The 17,822-nt window shown below is 70.7% G+C and carries 19 protein-coding genes; 12 read left to right on the top strand and 7 right to left on the bottom strand.

Annotated features, from left to right (window positions below):
* Positions 1-126: 126 nt before the first annotated feature.
* The gene (locus P3102_RS28215) at positions 127-954 is read right to left on the bottom strand and encodes a class I SAM-dependent methyltransferase (protein ID WP_276363130.1); all 828 of its coding nucleotides are present in this window, start codon (positions 952-954) and stop codon (positions 127-129) included.
* Positions 951-1,322, bottom strand: coding sequence for a VOC family protein (locus P3102_RS28210; protein ID WP_276363129.1), 372 nt, complete (start codon positions 1,320-1,322; stop codon positions 951-953). The genes P3102_RS28215 and P3102_RS28210 overlap by 4 nt, the downstream gene beginning before the upstream one ends.
* 170 nt (positions 1,323-1,492) lie before the next feature.
* Between P3102_RS28210 and P3102_RS28205 the strand changes: the two genes are divergently transcribed.
* Entirely contained in the window at positions 1,493-2,188 is a 696-nt protein-coding gene (locus tag P3102_RS28205; protein ID WP_276363127.1) for a response regulator transcription factor, read from the top strand.
* Positions 2,185-3,624: a HAMP domain-containing sensor histidine kinase gene (locus tag P3102_RS28200; protein WP_276363126.1), complete on the top strand. Its 1,440-nt coding sequence runs from the start codon at positions 2,185-2,187 to the stop codon at positions 3,622-3,624. Before P3102_RS28205 ends, P3102_RS28200 begins: the two co-directional genes overlap by 4 nt.
* An 80-nt stretch (positions 3,625-3,704) precedes the next feature.
* On the opposite strand, the gene P3102_RS28195 is transcribed toward P3102_RS28200, so the two are convergent.
* Positions 3,705-4,358, bottom strand: coding sequence for a pyridoxamine 5'-phosphate oxidase family protein (locus P3102_RS28195; protein WP_276363125.1), 654 nt, complete (start codon positions 4,356-4,358; stop codon positions 3,705-3,707).
* 90 nt (positions 4,359-4,448) lie between these two features.
* On the opposite strand from P3102_RS28195, the gene P3102_RS28190 reads away from it, so the two are divergent.
* Both P3102_RS28190 and P3102_RS28185 read left to right on the top strand, forming a co-directional pair.
* On the top strand, positions 4,449-5,807 hold the full coding sequence (locus tag P3102_RS28190; RefSeq protein ID WP_276363123.1) for a PLP-dependent aminotransferase family protein: 1,359 nt from the start codon (positions 4,449-4,451) through the stop codon (positions 5,805-5,807).
* 33 nt (positions 5,808-5,840) lie between these two features.
* The gene (locus tag P3102_RS28185; RefSeq protein ID WP_276363122.1) at positions 5,841-6,809 is read left to right on the top strand and encodes a zinc-binding dehydrogenase; all 969 of its coding nucleotides are present in this window, start codon (positions 5,841-5,843) and stop codon (positions 6,807-6,809) included.
* A 4-nt stretch (positions 6,810-6,813) separates the two neighbouring features.
* Here P3102_RS28185 and P3102_RS28180 read toward each other — a convergent pair whose 3' ends face one another.
* Together P3102_RS28180 and P3102_RS28175 are read right to left on the bottom strand one after the other, a co-directional pair.
* Complete coding sequence (locus tag P3102_RS28180) at positions 6,814-7,356, bottom strand: DUF3515 domain-containing protein (RefSeq protein WP_276363120.1); 543 nt, start codon at positions 7,354-7,356, stop codon at positions 6,814-6,816.
* A 19-nt stretch (positions 7,357-7,375) separates the two neighbouring features.
* Positions 7,376-7,609, bottom strand: a complete 234-nt coding sequence (locus P3102_RS28175) for an Lrp/AsnC ligand binding domain-containing protein (protein ID WP_005160289.1) — start codon at positions 7,607-7,609, stop codon at positions 7,376-7,378.
* A 133-nt stretch (positions 7,610-7,742) separates the two neighbouring features.
* On the opposite strand from P3102_RS28175, the gene P3102_RS28170 reads away from it, so the two are divergent.
* Positions 7,743-8,699 (top strand): thiamine-phosphate kinase, encoded by a 957-nt coding sequence (locus P3102_RS28170; protein WP_276363116.1) that lies wholly within the window; start codon positions 7,743-7,745, stop codon positions 8,697-8,699.
* On the opposite strand, the gene P3102_RS28165 is transcribed toward P3102_RS28170, so the two are convergent.
* On the bottom strand, positions 8,696-9,442 hold the full coding sequence (locus P3102_RS28165) for a GNAT family N-acetyltransferase (protein ID WP_276363115.1): 747 nt from the start codon (positions 9,440-9,442) through the stop codon (positions 8,696-8,698). The genes P3102_RS28170 and P3102_RS28165 overlap by 4 nt on opposite strands.
* A 51-nt stretch (positions 9,443-9,493) precedes the next feature.
* On the opposite strand from P3102_RS28165, the gene P3102_RS28160 reads away from it, so the two are divergent.
* The 3 genes from P3102_RS28160 (at position 9,494) to P3102_RS28150 (ending at position 10,972) form a co-directional block, all read left to right on the top strand.
* A complete protein-coding gene (locus P3102_RS28160; protein WP_276363113.1) occupies positions 9,494-9,964 on the top strand; it encodes a GNAT family N-acetyltransferase in 471 nt (156 codons plus the stop codon).
* A gap of 85 nt (positions 9,965-10,049) precedes the next feature.
* Positions 10,050-10,274, top strand: coding sequence for a hypothetical protein (locus P3102_RS28155; RefSeq protein WP_276363112.1), 225 nt, complete (start codon positions 10,050-10,052; stop codon positions 10,272-10,274).
* A gap of 20 nt (positions 10,275-10,294) precedes the next feature.
* On the top strand, positions 10,295-10,972 hold the full coding sequence (locus tag P3102_RS28150) for a uracil-DNA glycosylase (protein ID WP_276363110.1): 678 nt from the start codon (positions 10,295-10,297) through the stop codon (positions 10,970-10,972).
* 207 nt (positions 10,973-11,179) lie between these two features.
* Here the strand turns inward: P3102_RS28150 and rpmB are convergent, their stop codons facing one another.
* On the bottom strand, positions 11,180-11,371 hold the full coding sequence (gene rpmB, locus P3102_RS28145; RefSeq protein ID WP_007031450.1) for a 50S ribosomal protein L28: 192 nt from the start codon (positions 11,369-11,371) through the stop codon (positions 11,180-11,182).
* Between the two features lie 133 nt (positions 11,372-11,504).
* Between rpmB and P3102_RS28140 the strand changes: the two genes are divergently transcribed.
* The 4 genes from P3102_RS28140 (at position 11,505) to P3102_RS28125 (ending at position 17,821) form a co-directional block, all read left to right on the top strand.
* The gene (locus tag P3102_RS28140) at positions 11,505-13,091 is read left to right on the top strand and encodes a DAK2 domain-containing protein (protein ID WP_276363109.1); all 1,587 of its coding nucleotides are present in this window, start codon (positions 11,505-11,507) and stop codon (positions 13,089-13,091) included.
* Positions 13,092-13,095: 4 nt separating this feature from the next.
* The gene (gene recG / locus P3102_RS28135) at positions 13,096-15,249 is read left to right on the top strand and encodes an ATP-dependent DNA helicase RecG (RefSeq protein WP_276363108.1); all 2,154 of its coding nucleotides are present in this window, start codon (positions 13,096-13,098) and stop codon (positions 15,247-15,249) included.
* Between the two features lie 107 nt (positions 15,250-15,356).
* On the top strand, positions 15,357-15,737 hold the full coding sequence (locus P3102_RS28130; RefSeq protein ID WP_276363107.1) for a hypothetical protein: 381 nt from the start codon (positions 15,357-15,359) through the stop codon (positions 15,735-15,737).
* Positions 15,734-17,821, top strand: a complete 2,088-nt coding sequence (locus tag P3102_RS28125) for a caspase family protein (RefSeq protein ID WP_276363106.1) — start codon at positions 15,734-15,736, stop codon at positions 17,819-17,821. Before P3102_RS28130 ends, P3102_RS28125 begins: the two co-directional genes overlap by 4 nt.
* Position 17,822: the final 1 nt, after the last annotated feature.

The raw sequence follows: 17,822 nt of genomic DNA, 5'->3' as shown, positions 1-17,822 counted from the left end.
ACCTCGTGATCTGCGGCGTTTTTTCGTTGAAGTACATGAAGGCCCCCTTCCTGTACCTAGGCGCGAGGATGGGGGCCTTCATGTACTGGGGAAGGCGTGAAGGTCGCGTTTCCCGAAACCACCCCGCTAACGAGACCCCTTCACGGCTTCGATGGTGAAACTCGCCGCCAGCCGCTGCGGATCCGCCGTCAGCCGCCATTCCTCGGTCGCCTCGTTCAAGGTCATGAAGCCGGGCAACGCGTTCCACGGCACACTGTCGTGCTCCGTCAGCCGCGTCAGCGTCAGCCCCGCGTCGAGCAGCGCCATGACGATCTCGCCCAGCCCGTGGTTCCATTCGTGCGTCCGGTTGTGCTGGAACGAGACGTCGGTGTCCACATAGGTCCCCGGCTCGTCGAACACCAGCGGTTCGGCCTGCTCGAAATACGGGTAGCGCGGGGTGATCATCGGCTGCGTCTCGTCGAGGGTGCCCAGCATCGGGTGCATGTCCCGGACGAACAACCGGCCGCCCGGCCGCAGCAACGCGCCGACGACCTGTCCCCAGCGGGCGATGTCGGGCAGCCAGCAGAGGGCACCGATTCCCGTGTAGACGAGGTCGAATTCCCCGGCGCCCAGTACGTCGGCGGCACCGTACACATCGGACTCGTGGTAGTCGATCTCCGCACCGGTCTCGGCGGCCAGCCGTCGCGCGATCTCCAGCGCGGGCGCGGAAAAGTCGAGGCCGGTCATGCGTGCGCCGAGGCGGGACAGGGAAAGCGTGTCCGTGCCGATGTGGCATTGCAGGTGCACTCCGCGCGCGCCGGAGACGTCGCCGAGCGACGGCCGGTCGAAGGTGACCACGCCGCTGAGGTGCGTCGGGTCCGCGACGAACTTCTGGTAGCCGTAATCCGCCGACGCCGCGTGCGCGGGGGCGCGTTCGTCCCAGTTCGCGCGGTTGACGGTCACGTAGTCCGTCATGAGGTGGCGGCCTTCTCGGCGGCGCTGCGCAGCACACAGAATTCGTTGCCCTCGGGGTCACCGAGGACGGCCCAGCCGGTGCCGTCCGGGTTGCGGCGGTCGTGCAGGAGGGTCGCGCCGAGCTTCAGCAGGCGCTCCACCTCCTCGTCGCGCGGGACGTCCGGCTGAAGACAGAGGTGGATGCGATTCTTCACCGTCTTCGGCTCCGGGACCTGCCCGAAGTACAAGTGCACGCCGTTGTCCATCTCGATGATCGTTTCGGAGTCGCCGGCTTCGGTCATCGGCTTGCCGACGACCTCACTCCAGAACCGGCCCAGTTCGCAGGCGTCGGCGCAGTCGAAGAAGAAGTTCTGTACGACACAGGTCATGACGCCGCAGTCTGCCTGAGCCCGCGAAGCCCGGCCAACGGTTTAAGCGAGCCGAAGCAGCAGCCCGGTGGGCGCCCGGTGCCGGTGACTTCTCTCGGCGGAAGCTGTCGGCTTCCTGTCGTATGCGCGCCCGCCTCGCCCTCGCGCGCGCGTTCACGGAGGATGGCGTGGTGAACACCGACAACCCCGTCCGCCTGCTGGTGGTGGACGACGAGCCGCATATCGCCGACCTCGTGGCCACCGTCGCCCGCTACGAGGGCTGGCAGGCCGTCACCGCCGGCTCGGGCGAGGCCGCGCTCGAACGCGCCGCCGCATTCGCGCCCGACATCGTCGTGCTCGACCTGATGCTGCCGGGGATCGACGGGTTCACCGTGCTGGACAAGCTCCGCGAGTCGGGAACGGCGGTGCCCGTCGTCTTCCTCACCGCGAAAGACGCGACGGCGGATCGTGTCGCCGGGCTCACCCGCGGCGGCGACGACTACCTCGTCAAGCCCTTCTCCGTCGAGGAACTGATGGCGCGGTTGCGCGCGGTCCTGCGGCGGAGCACCCACCAGGCCAAGGCGGCGGTGCTGCGGGTCGGCGACCTGACCCTGAACGAGGACACCCGCGAGGTCGTCCGCAACGGCGAACCCGCGGAGCTGACGCCGACCGAGTACGAACTGCTGCGCTACCTCATGCGGCGTTCGCCGTCGGTGCTGACCAAGGCGCAGATCCTCGACCACGTCTGGGAGTACGACTTCGGCGGCCGGTCCAATGTGGTCGAACTCGTCATCTCGCATCTGCGCCGGAAACTCGACGCGGGCGACGAACCGCTGATCCACACCGTGCGCGGCGTGGGCTACGTCGTCCGGCAGGCGGCGAGATGACCGTGCTGCGCCGGTGGTACGACGCCTGGCGCCGCTCGCGGCTCGGGACCCGGCTGGCGCTCGGGCTCGGGGTGCTGGCGCTGGTCGTGTTCGCCGTCGTCGGCACCGTGATGGTCGGCATCATGAAGGGCTATCTGAACGATCGGCTCGACGAACAGCTCGCCAAGACCCAGATCAGCCAGGTGCCGTCGCTGCGCACCACGCACGGCGGGAAACCGCAGCAGGCCTACGGCTGGTTCTCCGCGGTGTTCGCGGTGCGGGACGGCGACGCGCTGCCGCAGGCGGGCGGTTCCCTGCCGCCGGACACGAAGGCGCTCGAAAAGGTCGCCGAGGACGCGACACGGACCGAAGTGCTGCGCACCGTCTACATCGAGGACAAGGGCACCTACCGGGTCCGGGCCTGCCCGATCGAGCCGAGCCGCAACATCGTGCTGGTCAGCGCCGCACCGCAGGCCGATCTGGACCGGACGGTGAGCCAGCTGGTGATGGTCGAGGTCGTCGCGTTCCTGCTGGCGCTGGCGGTGCTGGTGATCGCGGGACGGCTGGTGTTGCGGCGCGGCCTGCGGCCGCTGAGCGACATGGCCGGGACGGCGCACGACATCGCGTCGCACGACCTCACCACGAACGCCGATCTCCCGGTGCGCGCGCGGGCGAGCGGCGGCGGAGCCGAGGTCGAGGAGCTGCGGACGGCGTTCAACCTGATGCTGGCGCATCTCGATTCCTCACTGGTCGCGCGCCGGGAGGCGAACGAACGACTGCGGCGGTTCATCGCCGACGCCTCCCACGAACTGCGCACGCCGCTGACGTCGATCCGGGGCTACGCCGAGCTTTTCCGCTACGCCGCGGCGAACGAACCCGCCGAACGCGACGCGCATCTGTCGAAGATCCGGGAGGAGACCGAGCGGATGAGCGTGCTCGTCGACGACCTCCTGCTCCTCGCGCGGCTCGACGCGCCGGAAACCGAGGCACCGCTGAGGCTGGTCGACGTCGACATCGCCGAGCTGATCACCGACGCGGGGGAGGCCTTCGCCGCCGGCCGCCCGGAGCATCCGCTGAGCCTCGGCGCGCTCCCGGAAGGTGTTGTCCTGCAAGCGGATCCGGTACGCCTGCGGCAGGTGCTGGACAACCTGCTCACCAACGCCGCGGTGCACACGCCGCCCGGCACGCCGGTGACGTTGTCCGCCGAGGCGGCCGGGCCGGAAGTCGTCCTGCGGGTGACCGATGCCGGGCCGGGGATCCCGCCGGAAGCGCGGGAGCGGATCTTCGACCGGTTCTACCGCGTCGACACCGCCCGCACGCGCGGCAACGGCGGGACCGGGCTCGGGCTCTCGGTGGTGCTCTCGCTGGTCTCCGCGCACGGCGGGACGATCGAGGTCGAGAGTGCGCCGGGGGCGACGACGTTCACCGTGCGGCTGCCGCGCCACCGCCGCCCGTAGCCCCTCCCGCGCGTGCGATGAAGGACGCTTTCCTGGCAAAATTCGCCAGGAAAGCGTCCTTCATCGCACGCCGGTGAGCGCTACCCGACCCGCGCCTTCACGTGATCCGGCACGATCCACTCCGAAACCAGGTCCGCCGACGGTTCCGGTTCCCCGAACACGGTCCGCACCGGCAGCACCCCTGCCCACGAGAGATCGGCCACGACCTCGTCCTCGGGATCGTCGGGACCCTCGCCGCGCATCTTCACCGAAGCCTCGGTGAGGTCCAGTTCCAGCACCGAAACCGACGCGAACTCCTTCGCGTCGACGTCCCGCGCGTGCTCCCACGAACCGGGCGCGAGGTGGTCGGTCAGCACGCGGAGGCCGTGCCTCTTGCGGTCGGCGTCGGTGACCGCGGCCGCCTTGCCCAGGATCACGGCGCTGCGGTAGTTCATCGAGTGGTTGTTGACCGAGCGCGCGTAGACGATGCCGTCGAGCAGGGTCACCGTGACGCAGACCTCGGCGCCGTCGGAGTCGCGCATGCTCCGGGCGCCGGTCGATCCGTGCAGATAGAGCGTGTTCCCGTCGCGCCCGTAGCCGGTCGGGACGACCAGCGGGGCGCCGTCGCGCACGACGCCGAGATGGCAGATCAGGCCTTCGTCGAGCACCGCGTACAGCGCCGAGCGGTCGCTGAGCGCGCGGTTCTTCTTGCGGCCGAGAGTGGTCCTGCCGGTGGGAGAGAGCGGGGTGGACATGCGAGCAGTCTCACCCACGAGAGTGGCCTGTAATAACGGCCAATTCTCCTATACTTGAGAAGGCCACTTCTGGAAAGTGTGGAGATCAGCATGTCCGACACCGCCCTGCCGGTCAGCCTCGACCGCGATTCGCTCGTCCCGCTCGCGGTCCAGCTGGCCGACGCGTTGCGCGCGGCCGCCGGCGACGGGCATCTGCGCGGTGGCGACAGGCTGCCCTCGACCAGGGCACTCGCCAGCAGGCTCGGCGTCAGCCGCACGGTGACGTCGGCGGCGTACGAGCAGCTTCACGCGGAGGGCTGGATCGCGGGCCGTCACGGCTCCGGCACGTATGTCACCACCACGCCGCCCGCGGACAGGCCGTCGAAAGGTCCCGCGCCCGGCACGCCCGCCACACCGCCCGCACTGGTCGACCTCACCCCGGGCGTCCCCTGGGCCGACGGTGTCGAGAAGGCCGCCTGGCGTCGCGCGTGGCGGGCCGCCGCCGATCCGCGCCCGACCTACCGTGAGGACAGGGTCGGCCTGCTCGCGTACCGGGACGCCGTGTCCGAGCACCTCCTGCGCCACCGCGGCCTCGCGGCCGGAACGGTGCTGGCCACCGGCGGGACGACGGCGGCGGTGATCGAACTCGCGGGCGCGGTGCTCTCGCGCGGCGACCGGGTCGCGATCGAGGAGCCGGGTTACCAGCGTGCGGTGCAGGCGTTCCGGCGCGCGGGGATGCGGGTCGTGCCGATCCCGGTCGACGAGGAGGGCTTGCGCCCGGACGCCGTCCCCGCCGACGTGCGCGCCGTGTTCTGCTCTCCCGCGCACCAGTATCCGCTCGGCAGCCGGATGAGCGCGTCCCGCCGGGTCGAACTGGTCGAACTCGCCCGCGCCGAAGGCATGCTGGTGATCGAGGACGATTACGACGGCGAGCTGCGGTTCGACGTCGCGCCGCTGCCGTTGCTGGCCGCGCTCGCGCCCGACGTCGTCGCGCATCTCGGCACCACGAGCAAGATCCTCACCCCGGCGCTGGGCGCGGGCTGGATGGTGGCGCCGTCCCAGGTGGCGGCCGCGGTGCTGGAGTACCGCGAAGCGACCGGGACACGTCCTTCGCCGGCGGGGCAGCGGGTGCTCGCCGAACTGGCGCGGCACGGCGATCTGGGGCGGCATCTGCGGAAGCTCCGGCGGGAGCTGTCGGAACGCCGGTCCCTGGTTTCGGCCGCGCTGACGTCCGCGGGGATCCCGGTGCTCGGCGACGACGCGGGCGCGCATCTGGTCGTCCCGTGCGGCTCGGCCGCCGACGAGGCGGCGCGGATGGCGGCCGCGGAACGCGCCGGTATCCGGCTCGACGGGCTGGCCCGGCATTTCGCCGGGACGCCGACGGTGTTCGGCATTCTCATCGGTTACGCGGGTTGCTCGCGGGAGGCACTGAGATCGGTGCTCGAACCGCTGATCACCGTGCTCGGTTGACCTCCAGCGAACTGGAGGTCATAGCTTGCGATCATGCGAGAAATCAGAGTGTCCCGGTTCGGCGATCCCGGCGTTCTCGAGCAGGTCGAAGTGCCGACCCCCGAACCGGTGGAGGGTGAGCTCCGCGTCGTGGTGACGGCGGCCGGGGTCGGCTGGCTCGACGCCCTCATCAGACGAGGCGACGGCCCCGAGGTGTTCGCGGTCGAGCCGCCGTACGTACCGGGCGGGGCGGTGGCGGGCACCGTCGACGCCGTGGGTGCCGGAGTCGACGAAACGTGGCTGGGAAAGCAGGTGCTCAGCCACGCGCCCGGCGGATACGGCGGGGGCTACGCGGATACGGTCGTCGCGCTGCCGGACGACACCTTCCCGATTCCGGCCGGGCTGGATCCCCGGCACGCGGTCGCCCTTTTCGACGACGGCAGCACCGCACTGGCGTTGCTGGAGAAGACCCCGGTCAAGGCAGGCGAGCGGATCCTGGTGGCGCCCGGCGTCGGCGGGCTCGGCAGCGTGCTGGTGCAGCTCGCCCGGGCGGCGGGCGCGACGGTCTTCGCGGCGGTCCGCGGTGACGAAAAGGCGGCCATCGTGCGGAAACTGGGGGCCGAGCCGGTCGACTACTCGGCGGCGGACTGGACGGGAGAGGTCCTCGCCCGTACCGGCGATCATCGTCTGGACGTGGTCTTCGACGGCGTCGGCGGTGAACTCGGCGCCGCCTCGCTGACCTTGCTGAGGAACGGCGGCCGCTTCTCCGGCTACGGCATGTCCAGCGGTGCGGAGACCGTGATCGGCGCCGCCGACCGCGCCCGGCTGTCCATTGTGGACATGGCGCAGCTGGTCGGATTCTGGCCCGACAACCCGCGCCGGGTGCGGGAAGTGCTGCGGCAGGCGGCCGACGGGAAGCTGACGCCGATCATCGGCCGGACGTACCCGCTGGCGCAGGCGTCCGTCGCGCATTCGGACATCGAGGCGCGGCGCTACACCGGCAAGAGCCTGCTGCTGCCCTGATCGTTCAGAACCGCAGCGGCACCGCGGGGAGGTGGGCGGCGACGACCTCGGAAACGGTCTGGAGCGGGCCGGTCCCCGCGGTGTCCGGCACGGTGAGCGCCGTGTAGACGGGACGGTCCACCGCGAACCACGTCGCGGTGCCCTCACCCCCGACCTGCAGCCACTGGACGCCGTTGATCGTCCGCAGTTGCGAGGTGCGGGTGAGTTCCGGCGGCTTGCCGAGACCGCATCGCAGGACCACCGGGTCGCCGGTGCCCCAGCCGACCGTCGCCTCGGGCGCGGGGTCGGCCGGCTTCCGGCGGACCAGCGTGGTCCCGGACGACGTGAGCTCGTGCGGAAGCGCGCCGACGAGCTTCGCGCACTCGGGCGAGCCCGACTGCGGCGCCGGGACCGGGACGAGCGGGAGCGGACCGTCGGCGGCCGGGGCGTCGGTTTCCCCGCCGCGGGTCAGCCCGAAGACGGCCACGCCCGCGACGAGCAGCACCGCCAGGCAGGCGGCCGCGATCAGGAGGGGTTTCGGGGGAGCGCCGGTGTCCGTGTCAGCCACCGGACCACTACACCACTCGTCAGAGGTGGACGACCGGGCAGGTCAGCGTCCGCGTGATGCCCTCCACGTTCTGCACCTTGGCGACCACGAGCTGACCGAGCTGGTCGACGGTGTCGGCGGCGGCCTTGACGATGACGTCGTACGGGCCGGTGACATCCTCCGAACTGGTGACACCGGAGATGGTGGAGATCTCCGCGGCGACCGCGGCGGCTTTGCCGACCTCGGTCTGGATGAGGATGTATGCGTGGACCACGGCGCGCCCCTTCGTAAAAGTCGGCTCAAGGTAGGAACGTTGTAGCAACGTATCGCCAGCCCCGGGAAAAACCTAGGGCATCCGACTATCGGTGATCGACATTTGTCCGGACAAGGGAAAGGGGAGGTGACGGGTGTCACCGAACGACGGCACGGTCGCCGGGACCGGTGAATTCCGGTTGATCGAGGCGGTGACCGCCGACCGGAAACAGCCGGAGACGACACTGCTCGGACCGGGGGACGACGCGGCCGTCGTGGCCAGCCCCGACGGCCGGACGGTGGCCTCCACCGACGTCCTCGTGCAGGGCGTCCACTTCCGGCTCGACTGGTCCAGCGCCGAACAGGTGGGGCGCAAGGCGGTCGCGGTGAACCTCACCGACATCGCCGCCATGGGGGCCCGCCCGACGTCCGTCCTCATGGGATTCGCCTGCCCGCCGGACACCGAGACGGCGCTCGTCACCGAACTCACCCGGGGCATGTGGCTCGAAGCCGACCGCGCGGGGGTCGGGATCGTCGGCGGCGACATGGTGCGCGCCGAGCAGATCGTGATCAGCGTCACCGCACTCGGCGACCTCGGTGGCCGGGAACCGGTGACCCGGTCCGGTGCCCGCCCCGGCGACGTCGTCGCGGTCTGCGGACGGCTCGGCTGGGCCGCCGCCGGGCTCGCCGTGCTCGGGCGGGGTTTCCGCTCACCGGTCGGCGTGGTCAACGCGCAGCGCTGTCCCGAGCCGGACTACGAGGCGGGCATCCGCGCGGCCGACGGCGGCGCGACGGCCATGATCGACGTGTCCGACGGGCTCCTGTCCGACCTCGGCCACATCGCTGCCGCCTCCGGCGTCGGGATCGACGTGCGCACGGCGGATCTCGACGTGTCGAGCAGGCTGACCGAGGTCGGCACCGCGCTCGGCGCGGACCCGCTGAAATGGGTTCTCACCGGCGGTGAGGACCACGCGTTCGCGGCGACCTTCCCCTCGTTCGCCGACCTGCCGGAGGGCTGGACCGAGATCGGCGTCGTCACCATGCCGGATTCGGGGGTGACGGTGGACGGGAAGCGGTACGGGCACGACAGCGGCTGGCAGCACTGGCGCTAGGAGCGTGCGGCCCACCAGGTCGAGGGTGCGGCGACGGTGAAGCCGAGGGATTCGTATAGCGGTCTACCGAGCCGGGAGGCGGTGAGGGTGACCGGCAGCTCCGCCAGCGGGACGAGGGAACCGAGCATCACCGCCCGTCCCACGCCGCGAGAGCGGAAGGACTCCGGCGTGCCGACCCAGTAGTGGCTGCCGAAGCCGTCCTCGACGACCGTGACACACGCCCCGGCGACCTCGCCGTCGAGCCGTGCGACGAACACGGCGACCCCACGCTGTTCGAGGATGGACATGGGGAACATCTCACCCGGCCGGAACCGCGTGAGTTCGAAACCTTCAAGCACCGCGCGTTCGGCCGCCCGCAGGTCCGCCTCCTCGCGCACCCGGAGCACCTCCATCGCGGGTTCGGCGACCGGGGCGGGCGGGCGCAGCATGACGGGCATCTGCCAGCTGCGCAGGTCTCCGAGGTGGTGCAGATCGGTGGCGCTGAAGGGATCCTCGGCCTCCACCGGCCCCTTCGCCCGCGCGGCGAGCTCGGTGATCTCCGCCAGTTCGGCGACGGTGAGGTCGGGCTCCTGAAGCAGGACCCGCAGCCCCGCACGCTCGTCACCGGCGACGGCGAGAAAGCCACGACGGCGGATCACCTCGTGGCCGCGGGAACGGCCGGTGGCGGCCCAGAACGCGGCGGAGTTGCGGGCCTGACGCAGGGGAGCCTCGGCGAGGCCGGTGAAGGAGGCTTCGATCGACATGAACGCAATCTACGGTGGGAGACGGCTCGTCCACTCGCTAATCTCGCGTTCATGGACCTTCGCGTGCTGCCCTACGACCACCCCGATGCGGTGAAACTGCTGGCCGAAGCCCAGCTCGAACTGGCCGCCCGGTACGGCAGCGAAGACGAGACGCCGATGGACGCGGCGCAGTTCGCCTCGCCGAGGGGACTGTTCCTGGCCGCCTACCTCGACGACATCCCGGTCGGGTGCGGTGCCTGGCGGGCGCACGACGGGCCGGATCCCCTGCTGCCCGGTGACGCCGAGATCAAGCGCATGTTCGTGCTGGCTTCGGCGCGTGGACGTGGATTCGCGAGGGCGATCCTCGCCGAGCTGGAACGGACGGCCGTCGAGGCCGGGCGGCTGCGTATGGTGCTGGAGACCGGTCACAAACAGCCGGAAGCCATCGCGCTGTACCTGTCGGCGGGGTACCGGGAGGTTCCGGGTTTCGGGTACTACAAGGACGAACCGGAGAGCATCTGCTTCGGCAAGTCGCTGCGTTAGGAGAACCCATGCCGATCTGCGCACTGGGCGACCTCGAACCGTCGATCCACCCCGACGCCTGCGTCCAGTCGCGTCGGGATCGATGGTGCTGAACGGAACCGTCGTCGAGGACGGCGGGATGGCCGGCGCCGTTCTCTCCCAGGGGTCCCATGTGGACAGTGGGCTCCATCGCGCCCGGCGTCCCGGCGAAGACGCGGCCGAACACTTCGTCCGGGCCGACACGATCAAGCGTGTGGTCGACGGATATGCCGAGCGTGCGGTGCTTTTTCGCAGAGAACTCTGTCGGGCCGAACTCAGGCGTCTCGCGTGAGGTGAGTAAGCTCGCACACCGTGACCGCACGACCGCTGCAGGACATCGTCGAAGCAGGCTGGGCGCGAGCCCTCGAACCGGTGGCGTCGGAGGTCGCCGCGATGGGGGAGTTCCTCCGCGCGGAGATCGCCGCGGGCCGGACCTATCTCCCGGCGGGTGAACACGTGCTGCGGGCGTTCCAGCAGCCGTTCCACGACGTGCGGGTGCTGATCGTCGGCCAGGACCCGTACCCGACGCCCGGGCACGCCGTCGGCCTCAGTTTTTCGGTGGCGCCGGACGTCCGGCCGATCCCGAAGAGCCTGGTCAACATCTACAAGGAGTACTGCGAAGACCTCGGGCACCCGTTGCCGTCCAACGGTGACCTGACGCCGTGGGCCGACCAGGGGGTGCTGTTGCTCAACAGGTCGTTGACGGTGCAGCCCGGGAAGTCGAACTCGCACCAGGGCAAGGGCTGGGAAGCGGTCACCGAGCAGGCCATCAAGGCCCTCGCCGCCCGGGAGGAGCCGATGGTGGCGATCCTGTGGGGCCGCAACGCGCGGAACCTGAAGCCGATGCTGGGGAAGGTGCCGTGCATCGAGTCCGCGCACCCGAGCCCGCTTTCGGCGCACGCCGGCTTCTTCGGCTCGCGCCCCTTCAGCCGGGCGAACCAGCTGCTGGAGCAGCAGGGCGCCGGTCCCGTGAACTGGAAGCTCCCCTGACCCTTCCTCGACAGCAGTGACCGGTGTGACTCCTGAGGCTTACCCCGGCCGCTTCCAAGTACATGAAGGCCCCCTTCCTGTACCTAGGCGCAAGGAAGGGGGCCTTCATGTACTGGAGAAGGTGTGAAGGCCGGAGCTGACGAAGGCGGCGGCCCATAAAAAATGGCGGGTGCTCCGCAGAGCACCCGCCATTTCCCAAAAAACGGCTCAGCCGCGAACGACCTTGCCCGCCTTGATGCACGAGGTGCAGGCGTTCAGGCGCTTGCGCTGGGACAGACCGATCTTGGCGTGAACGGTCTGGATGTTCGGGTTCCACCGGCGGTTGGTACGCCGGTGGGAGTGCGAGACCGACTTGCCAAAGCCCGGTCCCTTGCCACAGACGTCGCACACGGCAGCCACGTCGAACTCCTCTGGATCTGGGACAAAGAATGACGCGCCCAGCACGCTGGGCAACTCGACCATAGTAACCAGTGGCTCGGCGCCCTCCGGCACCGGGTCGATACCCTCGCTGGAACAGCTAGGAGGTTACGGGGTGCGGGTGCTGGACGTGGCGGCGGTGACGGCCTGGTCGGCGGCCTGTGTGCACAGCCTGTCGGTGCTGCGGCCGGCGATCGACGGCATCAACGTCTACCCGGTCGCCGACTCCGACACCGGCTCCAACCTGCTGTTCACCATGACCGCGGCCCGCGACGCGCTGGCGGAGGCCGAGCCGTCGACGGCCGCCGAGGCGCTGGCGGTGTTCGCCAAGGGCGCGGTCGCGGCGGCCAAGGGCAACTCCGGTGTGATCATGTCGCAGGTCGTGCGCGGGATAGCCGAGTCGGCGGCGGCGCGGGACATCGACGGGCCCGGTCTCGCGGAGGCGCTCGGGTGCGCGGACAGGGCCGCCACGGGGGCGGTGAGCCGTCCGGTGGCCGGGACCATCTTGACCGTGCTGCACACCGTCGCCGCGTCCGTCCGTGACGCGACAGGGTCACTCGAAGAGGTGGCCGCCGCGGCGGCCGGTGTCGCCGCCGAAGCCCTCGAAGAGACCCCGAAACAGCTGCCCGTCCTGGCGGTGGCCGGGGTGGTCGACGCGGGTGCCCGTGGCCTGGTCGCCGTCCTCGACGCCCTTTCCGGCGTGCTTTCCGGCAGCCTCGTCGAGCCGGAGCACCCGCTCGAGGCACCTCGGCGCCCGCACCCGATCGAGGCGCCGACGGCCTGGGAGGTCATGTACCTGCTCGACGACGTCGACGCAGGCAGTCTCCCGGGGCTTCGCAAGACCCTCAGCGGACTCGGCGACAGCGTCACGGTCGCCGGGGACGGCGCCGGCGCGTACGCCGTTCACGTGCACTGCGCGGACATCGGCGCGGCGCTGGAGGCCGGGATCGAGCTCGGCCGTCCGCGCAGGGTCCGGGTCGAGCCGCTGATCACGCCCACTCCGGTCGAGGTCGGCGGCGATATCGACCGTTCGGTGGTCGCCGTGGTCCACGGCGGGGCGCTGGCCGAACTGCTGCGGGCGGAAGGGGTCGCGGTGCTGTCCGTGCCGCCGGGCGTCGCGCCGACGGTCGAGGAGATGCTGGGCCTGATCAACGAGGCCGCCGGGCATCACGTCACCGTCCTTCCCGGCGGCCCGGAGCTGACCGCGGCGGCCGACGCGGCGGCGGGCCACGCGATGGCCGCGGATCGAGACGTCGTGGTCATCCCGTGCGTGTCACCCGTCCAGGTACTCGCCGCGCTGGCCGTCCACGACAAGGACCGCCGCACCAACGACGACGTGGTCGCGATGGCCGAAGCGGCCGCCGCCACGAGGCGTGGCGAGCTGCGGGTGGCGCGGGAAGAGTCGCTAACCTGGGTGGGCCGGGCGCAGGCCGGTGACGTCGTCGGCCTCGTCGACGGCGAGGTCGTCCTGATCGAGCCCGCGCCCGCCTCGGAGACGAGCCTGGTCACGGCCGCGGTCGGCGTGCTGAACCGGATGCTGGCCCTCGGCGGAGAACTGGTCACCGTGCTGACCGGGGTGGACGTGCCGGTCCGGTTGCCCGGCGAGCTGGCCGATCGGTTGTGCCTGGAACATCCCGAGGTCGAAGTGACGAGTTACGCCGGCGGCCAGTCCGACGCCGTGCTGCTGATGGGGGTGGAGTGACCGCATGACCAACCTGCGCGCGGACCTCAAACTGGTCGTGGGCGCGGCGACGGCGAAGGCACTCGCCAAGGGCCTCAAGATCGAGACGGTCAGCGACCTCCTGCGCCACTATCCCCGCCGCTACGCCGAACGCGGCCAGCTCACCGACATCGCCGGGCTCGAACTCGGCGAGCACGCCACCGTGATGGCCCGCATCGAGCGGGTCAACAAGCGCCGGATGAAGGCACGCAACGGCACGCTGCTCGAAATGGTGATCACCGACGGCAAACGCCGTCTTCAGTGCACCTTCTTCAACCAGGCCTGGCGCGAAAAGGAACTCGTGCCCGGCAAGAACGGCCTCTTCGCGGGCAAGGTCACCGCCTTCCGCGACGTCCTGCAACTGGCGAACCCCGAGTACGAGCTGTTCGACGCGGAACGTCAGGCCGAGGCGATGGACGACTTCCTCGCCGAGATCATCCCGGTGTACCCGGCGGCGCAGGGGATCCCGACCTGGGTGATCGCCAAGGCCGTCCGGCAGGTGCTGGACGTGCTGGAGGTCGACGAGGACCCGATGCCGATCGAGCTGCTGGCCCGCTACGGCCTGCCCAGCCTGGAGAGCGCGCTGCGCGGCATCCACCGGCCGTCGAGCTGGCAGGCGCTGAACTCCGCGCGCGACAGGCTCAAATGGGACGAAGCCATGGCGGTGCAGCTCATTTTCGCGCAGCGGCGGCATTCCCTGGTCTCGCGGCCCGCGAAAGCCTGTCCGCACATCGAGGGCGGCATCCTCGACGCCTTCGACAAGCGGCTCCCGTTCGCGCTGACCTCGGGTCAGCAGGAGATCGGCGAGGAGATCGCGCGGGATCTGTCCACCGAGCATCCGATGAACCGGCTGCTGCAGGGCGAGGTCGGTTCCGGCAAGACCGTGGTCGCGCTGCGCGCCATGCTGCAGATCGTCGATTCCGGGCGGCAGGCGGCGATGCTCGCACCGACGGAGGTCCTGGCCGCGCAGCACGCCCGGTCGCTGCGCGAGATGCTGGGCGACCTCGGCCAGGCGGGTGAGCTCGGCGCCGCGGAGAACGCGACGCGGGTCACCCTGCTGACCGGTTCGATGGGCGCCAAGGAACGCAAGAAGGCGTTGCTGGAGACGGTCAGCGGCGAGGCCGGGATCATCGTCGGCACGCACGCGCTGATCCAGGACACGGTGTCCTTCGCGGATCTCGGCCTGGTCGTGGTGGACGAACAGCATCGCTTCGGAGTGGAGCAGCGGGACGCGCTGCGCTCGCGAGGCTCCGACGAGACCAGCCCGCACGTGCTCGTCATGACCGCGACGCCCATCCCGCGCACGGTCGCGATGACCGTCTACGGCGATCTGGAGATCTCCGCGCTGCGCGAGATGCCGGTCGGCCGGTCGCCGACCAAGACGTCGGTCGTGCCGGTCGCGGAGCGGCCCGCCTGGCTGGACCGGGCGTGGCAGCGGGTCCGCGAGGAGTGCGGCAAGGGCCACCAGGCCTACATCGTCTGCCCCCGCATCGGTGACGAACCGGCCTCGGACAAGGGCGACAAACGGCCCGCGCTCGCCGTCCTCGACGTGGCGCCCGAACTGGCCGAGGGACAGTTGAAGGGGCTGAAGATCGGCGTCCTGCACGGCCGGCTGCCCAGTGACGACAAGGACGCCGTGATGCAGGCGTTCTCCAGGGGCGACCTGGACGTGCTCGTCGCCACCACCGTGATCGAGGTCGGCGTGAACGTGCCGAACGCGACCGCGATGGTGATCATGGACGCCGACCGGTTCGGCATCAGCCAGCTGCACCAGCTGCGCGGCCGGGTCGGCCGGGGCAGCGTGCCGGGGTTGTGCCTGCTGGTCACCGAAACCCTGGACGGGACGACGACCCGCGAGCGGCTGGCCGCCGTCGAGTCCACGACGGACGGGTTCGAACTGTCCAGAATGGACTTGGAACTGCGCCGCGAGGGCGACATCCTCGGTGCCGCGCAGTCGGGGAAGAAGTCGACCTTGAAACTGCTGTCGCTGCTGCGCGACGAGGAAGTCATCGCCGAGGCGAGGGCGCGGGCGTTGGAAATCGTCGAGAAGGATCCGGCGCTGGGAAACTATCTGGGGCTGGCGCACATGATCGCCGACGTCGTCGACGAAGATCGGGTGGAGTACCTGGAAAAAAGCTGACGTGCACATCTCTGCCCGATCGGACCTTGCCGCCGGACGGGCCGAGGGGTTCCCTTGTCCTGCACAGTCTCGTTCCGCACGGGCGAGGGAGGCCGGGGATGACGGGAATGACGTCAGCGGTTCGTGTCCAGCTCGGTGAGGACGGGGCCGACGCCGAGCGCGTCGAGCAGCTCACCGGGTACCTCCGCGGCGAGCTGGTCGATCGCGGGGTCGCCGAAGTCACGGCGCTGCCCGCGGGTCCGGCGCCGCCCGGTTCGCGCGCGTTCGACGTCGCGACGGTGGGCGGGCTGCTGGTCACGCTGGGACAGTCCGCCGACGGTTTGCGTTCGGTCGTCGCGGCCGTGCGGGAGTGGCTTTCGCGCGGCGGCCGGGTCAAGCGCACGGTGCGGCTGGAGATCGACGGCGACGTGCTGGAGCTGTCCGAAGCGAGCCTCACCGATCAGGACAAGCTCGTCGACCTCTTCGTGAGCAGGCATTCGGCGTCATGACCGGTGAGCGGCGTGCCTTGATCATCGCCAACGGGGAGTACGACAACCCCGGGCTGGGCGCGCTGCGGTCCCCGGCGGCCGACGCCGAAGCGCTCGCCGACGTCCTCGCCGACCGCGCCATCAGCGAGTTCGACGTCCAGGTGGTGCGCGACGAGATCGCGCACGTGATCGCCGGCCGGGTCGAGGACCTGTTCGCCGACAGCGTGCCGGACGACGTCCTGCTGGTGCATTTCTCCTGCCATGGCTTGAAGAGCGAGTCGGGCGAGCTGTTCTTCGCCGCCCGCAACACGCGCCCGGAGCGGCTGGCGTCGAGTGCCGTTCCCGCCGATTTCGTCCAGCGCTGCATGCGGATGAGCCGGTCGCGGAGCATCGTCCTCCTGCTGGACTGCTGCTACGGCGGCGCTTTCGGCCAGGGGGTCGCGGTGCGCGCCTCCGGCGAGGCCAACGTGCTCGACGCGTTTCCCGGCGGTGGGTTCGGTGGTCGCGGCCGTGCGGTGATCACCGCGTCGAACTCCATCGAGTACGCCTTCGAGGGCGATCACCTCGCCGACGACCACGTCCGGCCGTCGGTGTTCACCTCGGCGCTGGTCGACGGCCTCCGGACCGGGGACGCGGACCGCGACGAGGACGGCTGGATCGCGCTCGGCGAGCTCTACGACTACCTGTTCGACAGCGTCCGCGAACGAAACCCGAACCAGACGCCCAGCCGCGACATCGAGATGCAGGGCGAGCTGTACCTCGCCCGGAGCAGACGCCGCCGGATCAAACCGTCGCCGGTCCCCGCCGACCTGCGCGCGGCGAGCGAGGACCCGAACATGTTCACCCGCCTCGGCGCGGTGACGGAACTCCGGCGGCGGCTGACGAGCGAGAACCTCTCCGTCGCCATCGGCGCGCACGAAGTCCTCACCGCGATGGCGCAGACCGACATCCAGCACGTCGCCGAGGCCGCCGACCTGGCACGGCGGGAAGCGCGTGTGCGCACCGAGCCCGACGTGGTGCGGTTCGGCGAGGTCGTCCGCGGCTCGGCGCCGGTGGCGCGCATCCGGTTGGCGGGGCCGCCGATCGCGCGGGCCTGCCGGTTCGCGTCGTCGCCTTCCTGGTTGCGGGTGACCGAGACCGGTGACGGGGCCGAGATCGCCCCGGATCTGGCGGAACCCGGGCCGTTCGACGGGCGGGTCACCGTGACCGGGCCGACCGGCGAGGTGGTGGTCCGGGTCGAGGGGCAGGTCGTCCAGGAACCCCGGCCGGCACCGGATCCCAAGCCGGTGCCCGAACCGCGGCCGGTGCACACGCCCGCGCCGACCCCCGAGCCCTCCCGGAATCCCGAGCCGCCCGTCTTCCCGGAACCCGAACCGGCCGTGCCCGCGCGATCGAAGCCCGACCCGTTCGCCGTCGCCGCCGGGCTGCTCGCCTTCGCGGCCGCGGTGTACCTGGTGGTCATCGCGGTCCGGCGCAGCAGCGGCGTGGAAGACTTCTTCGAAGACGGCGGCTGGACCGTCCTGCCGCTCGTCGTCTTCGCGATCGGGGCGGGGATCACGATGTTCCCGCCGAAGACACGCCGGATGACCGGGCCGGGAACGCTGTGCGGGCTGGCGCTGCTCTCGGTGCTGCCGTCCGGCCCGGTCGTCCTCGTCCTCGCCGACGGCTGCCTGATCGCCGCGGCCGGCTGCGCGCTGGTGTCGGTGCGGCGGGACCGGGGTTTCCGGCTCGGGCTGGGGAAACCACGAGGCGCCCGCATCGTGGCGGCTCTCGTTTCCGGGATCTGCGGCGCGCTGGGTCTCGTGGTGCAGGCGATCGAACTCGTCGGCTACTCGTCGAGCCGGGCCGACGAGGGCGCGGTCTACCTCGTCTTCTCGGTGACCCTCCTCGTCGGGACGCTGCTCGGCGTGTCGCTGCGGCCGGCGGCGTTCGGGATCGCGTTCCTCGGCGGTGTGGCCGGCGGCGGCGTCGTCATGGTGTGCATGCTCTTCTACGCGATGCCGAGCAGTTCGAGCGTGACCGGCGCGGGCTGGGGGATCGCGCTGTCGATGGTGCTCGCGCTCGCCCTCGTGACCGGTCTCGCCGCCCGCGAGGTGAACGGTTGAC

The sequence above is a fragment of the Amycolatopsis sp. QT-25 genome (assembly GCF_029369745.1).
Lineage (GTDB): Bacteria > Actinomycetota > Actinomycetes > Mycobacteriales > Pseudonocardiaceae > Amycolatopsis.
The sequence above is the reverse complement of the archived record's forward strand: the minus strand, read 5'-3'. Positions and strand labels throughout refer to the sequence as shown.

Bases quoted from the DNA above. Each gene is read 5' to 3' on its own strand.
- P3102_RS28125 (WP_276363106.1), top strand. From the start codon at position 15,734: ATGACCGGTGAGCGGCGTGCCTTGATCATCGCCAACGGGGAGTACGAC.
- P3102_RS28190 (WP_276363123.1), top strand. From the start codon at position 4,449: ATGTCCGACACCGCCCTGCCGGTCAGCCTCGACCGCGATTCGCTCGTC.
- P3102_RS28200 (WP_276363126.1), top strand. From the start codon at position 2,185: ATGACCGTGCTGCGCCGGTGGTACGACGCCTGGCGCCGCTCGCGGCTC.
- P3102_RS28130 (WP_276363107.1), top strand. From the start codon at position 15,357: ATGACGTCAGCGGTTCGTGTCCAGCTCGGTGAGGACGGGGCCGACGCC.
- P3102_RS28215 (WP_276363130.1), bottom strand. From the start codon at position 954: ATGACGGACTACGTGACCGTCAACCGCGCGAACTGGGACGAACGCGCC.
- P3102_RS28210 (WP_276363129.1), bottom strand. From the start codon at position 1,322: ATGACCTGTGTCGTACAGAACTTCTTCTTCGACTGCGCCGACGCCTGC.
- P3102_RS28165 (WP_276363115.1), bottom strand. From the start codon at position 9,442: ATGTCGATCGAAGCCTCCTTCACCGGCCTCGCCGAGGCTCCCCTGCGT.
- P3102_RS28160 (WP_276363113.1), top strand. From the start codon at position 9,494: ATGGACCTTCGCGTGCTGCCCTACGACCACCCCGATGCGGTGAAACTG.
- P3102_RS28195 (WP_276363125.1), bottom strand. From the start codon at position 4,358: ATGTCCACCCCGCTCTCTCCCACCGGCAGGACCACTCTCGGCCGCAAG.
- P3102_RS28185 (WP_276363122.1), top strand. From the start codon at position 5,841: ATGCGAGAAATCAGAGTGTCCCGGTTCGGCGATCCCGGCGTTCTCGAG.
- recG (WP_276363108.1), top strand. From the start codon at position 13,096: ATGACCAACCTGCGCGCGGACCTCAAACTGGTCGTGGGCGCGGCGACG.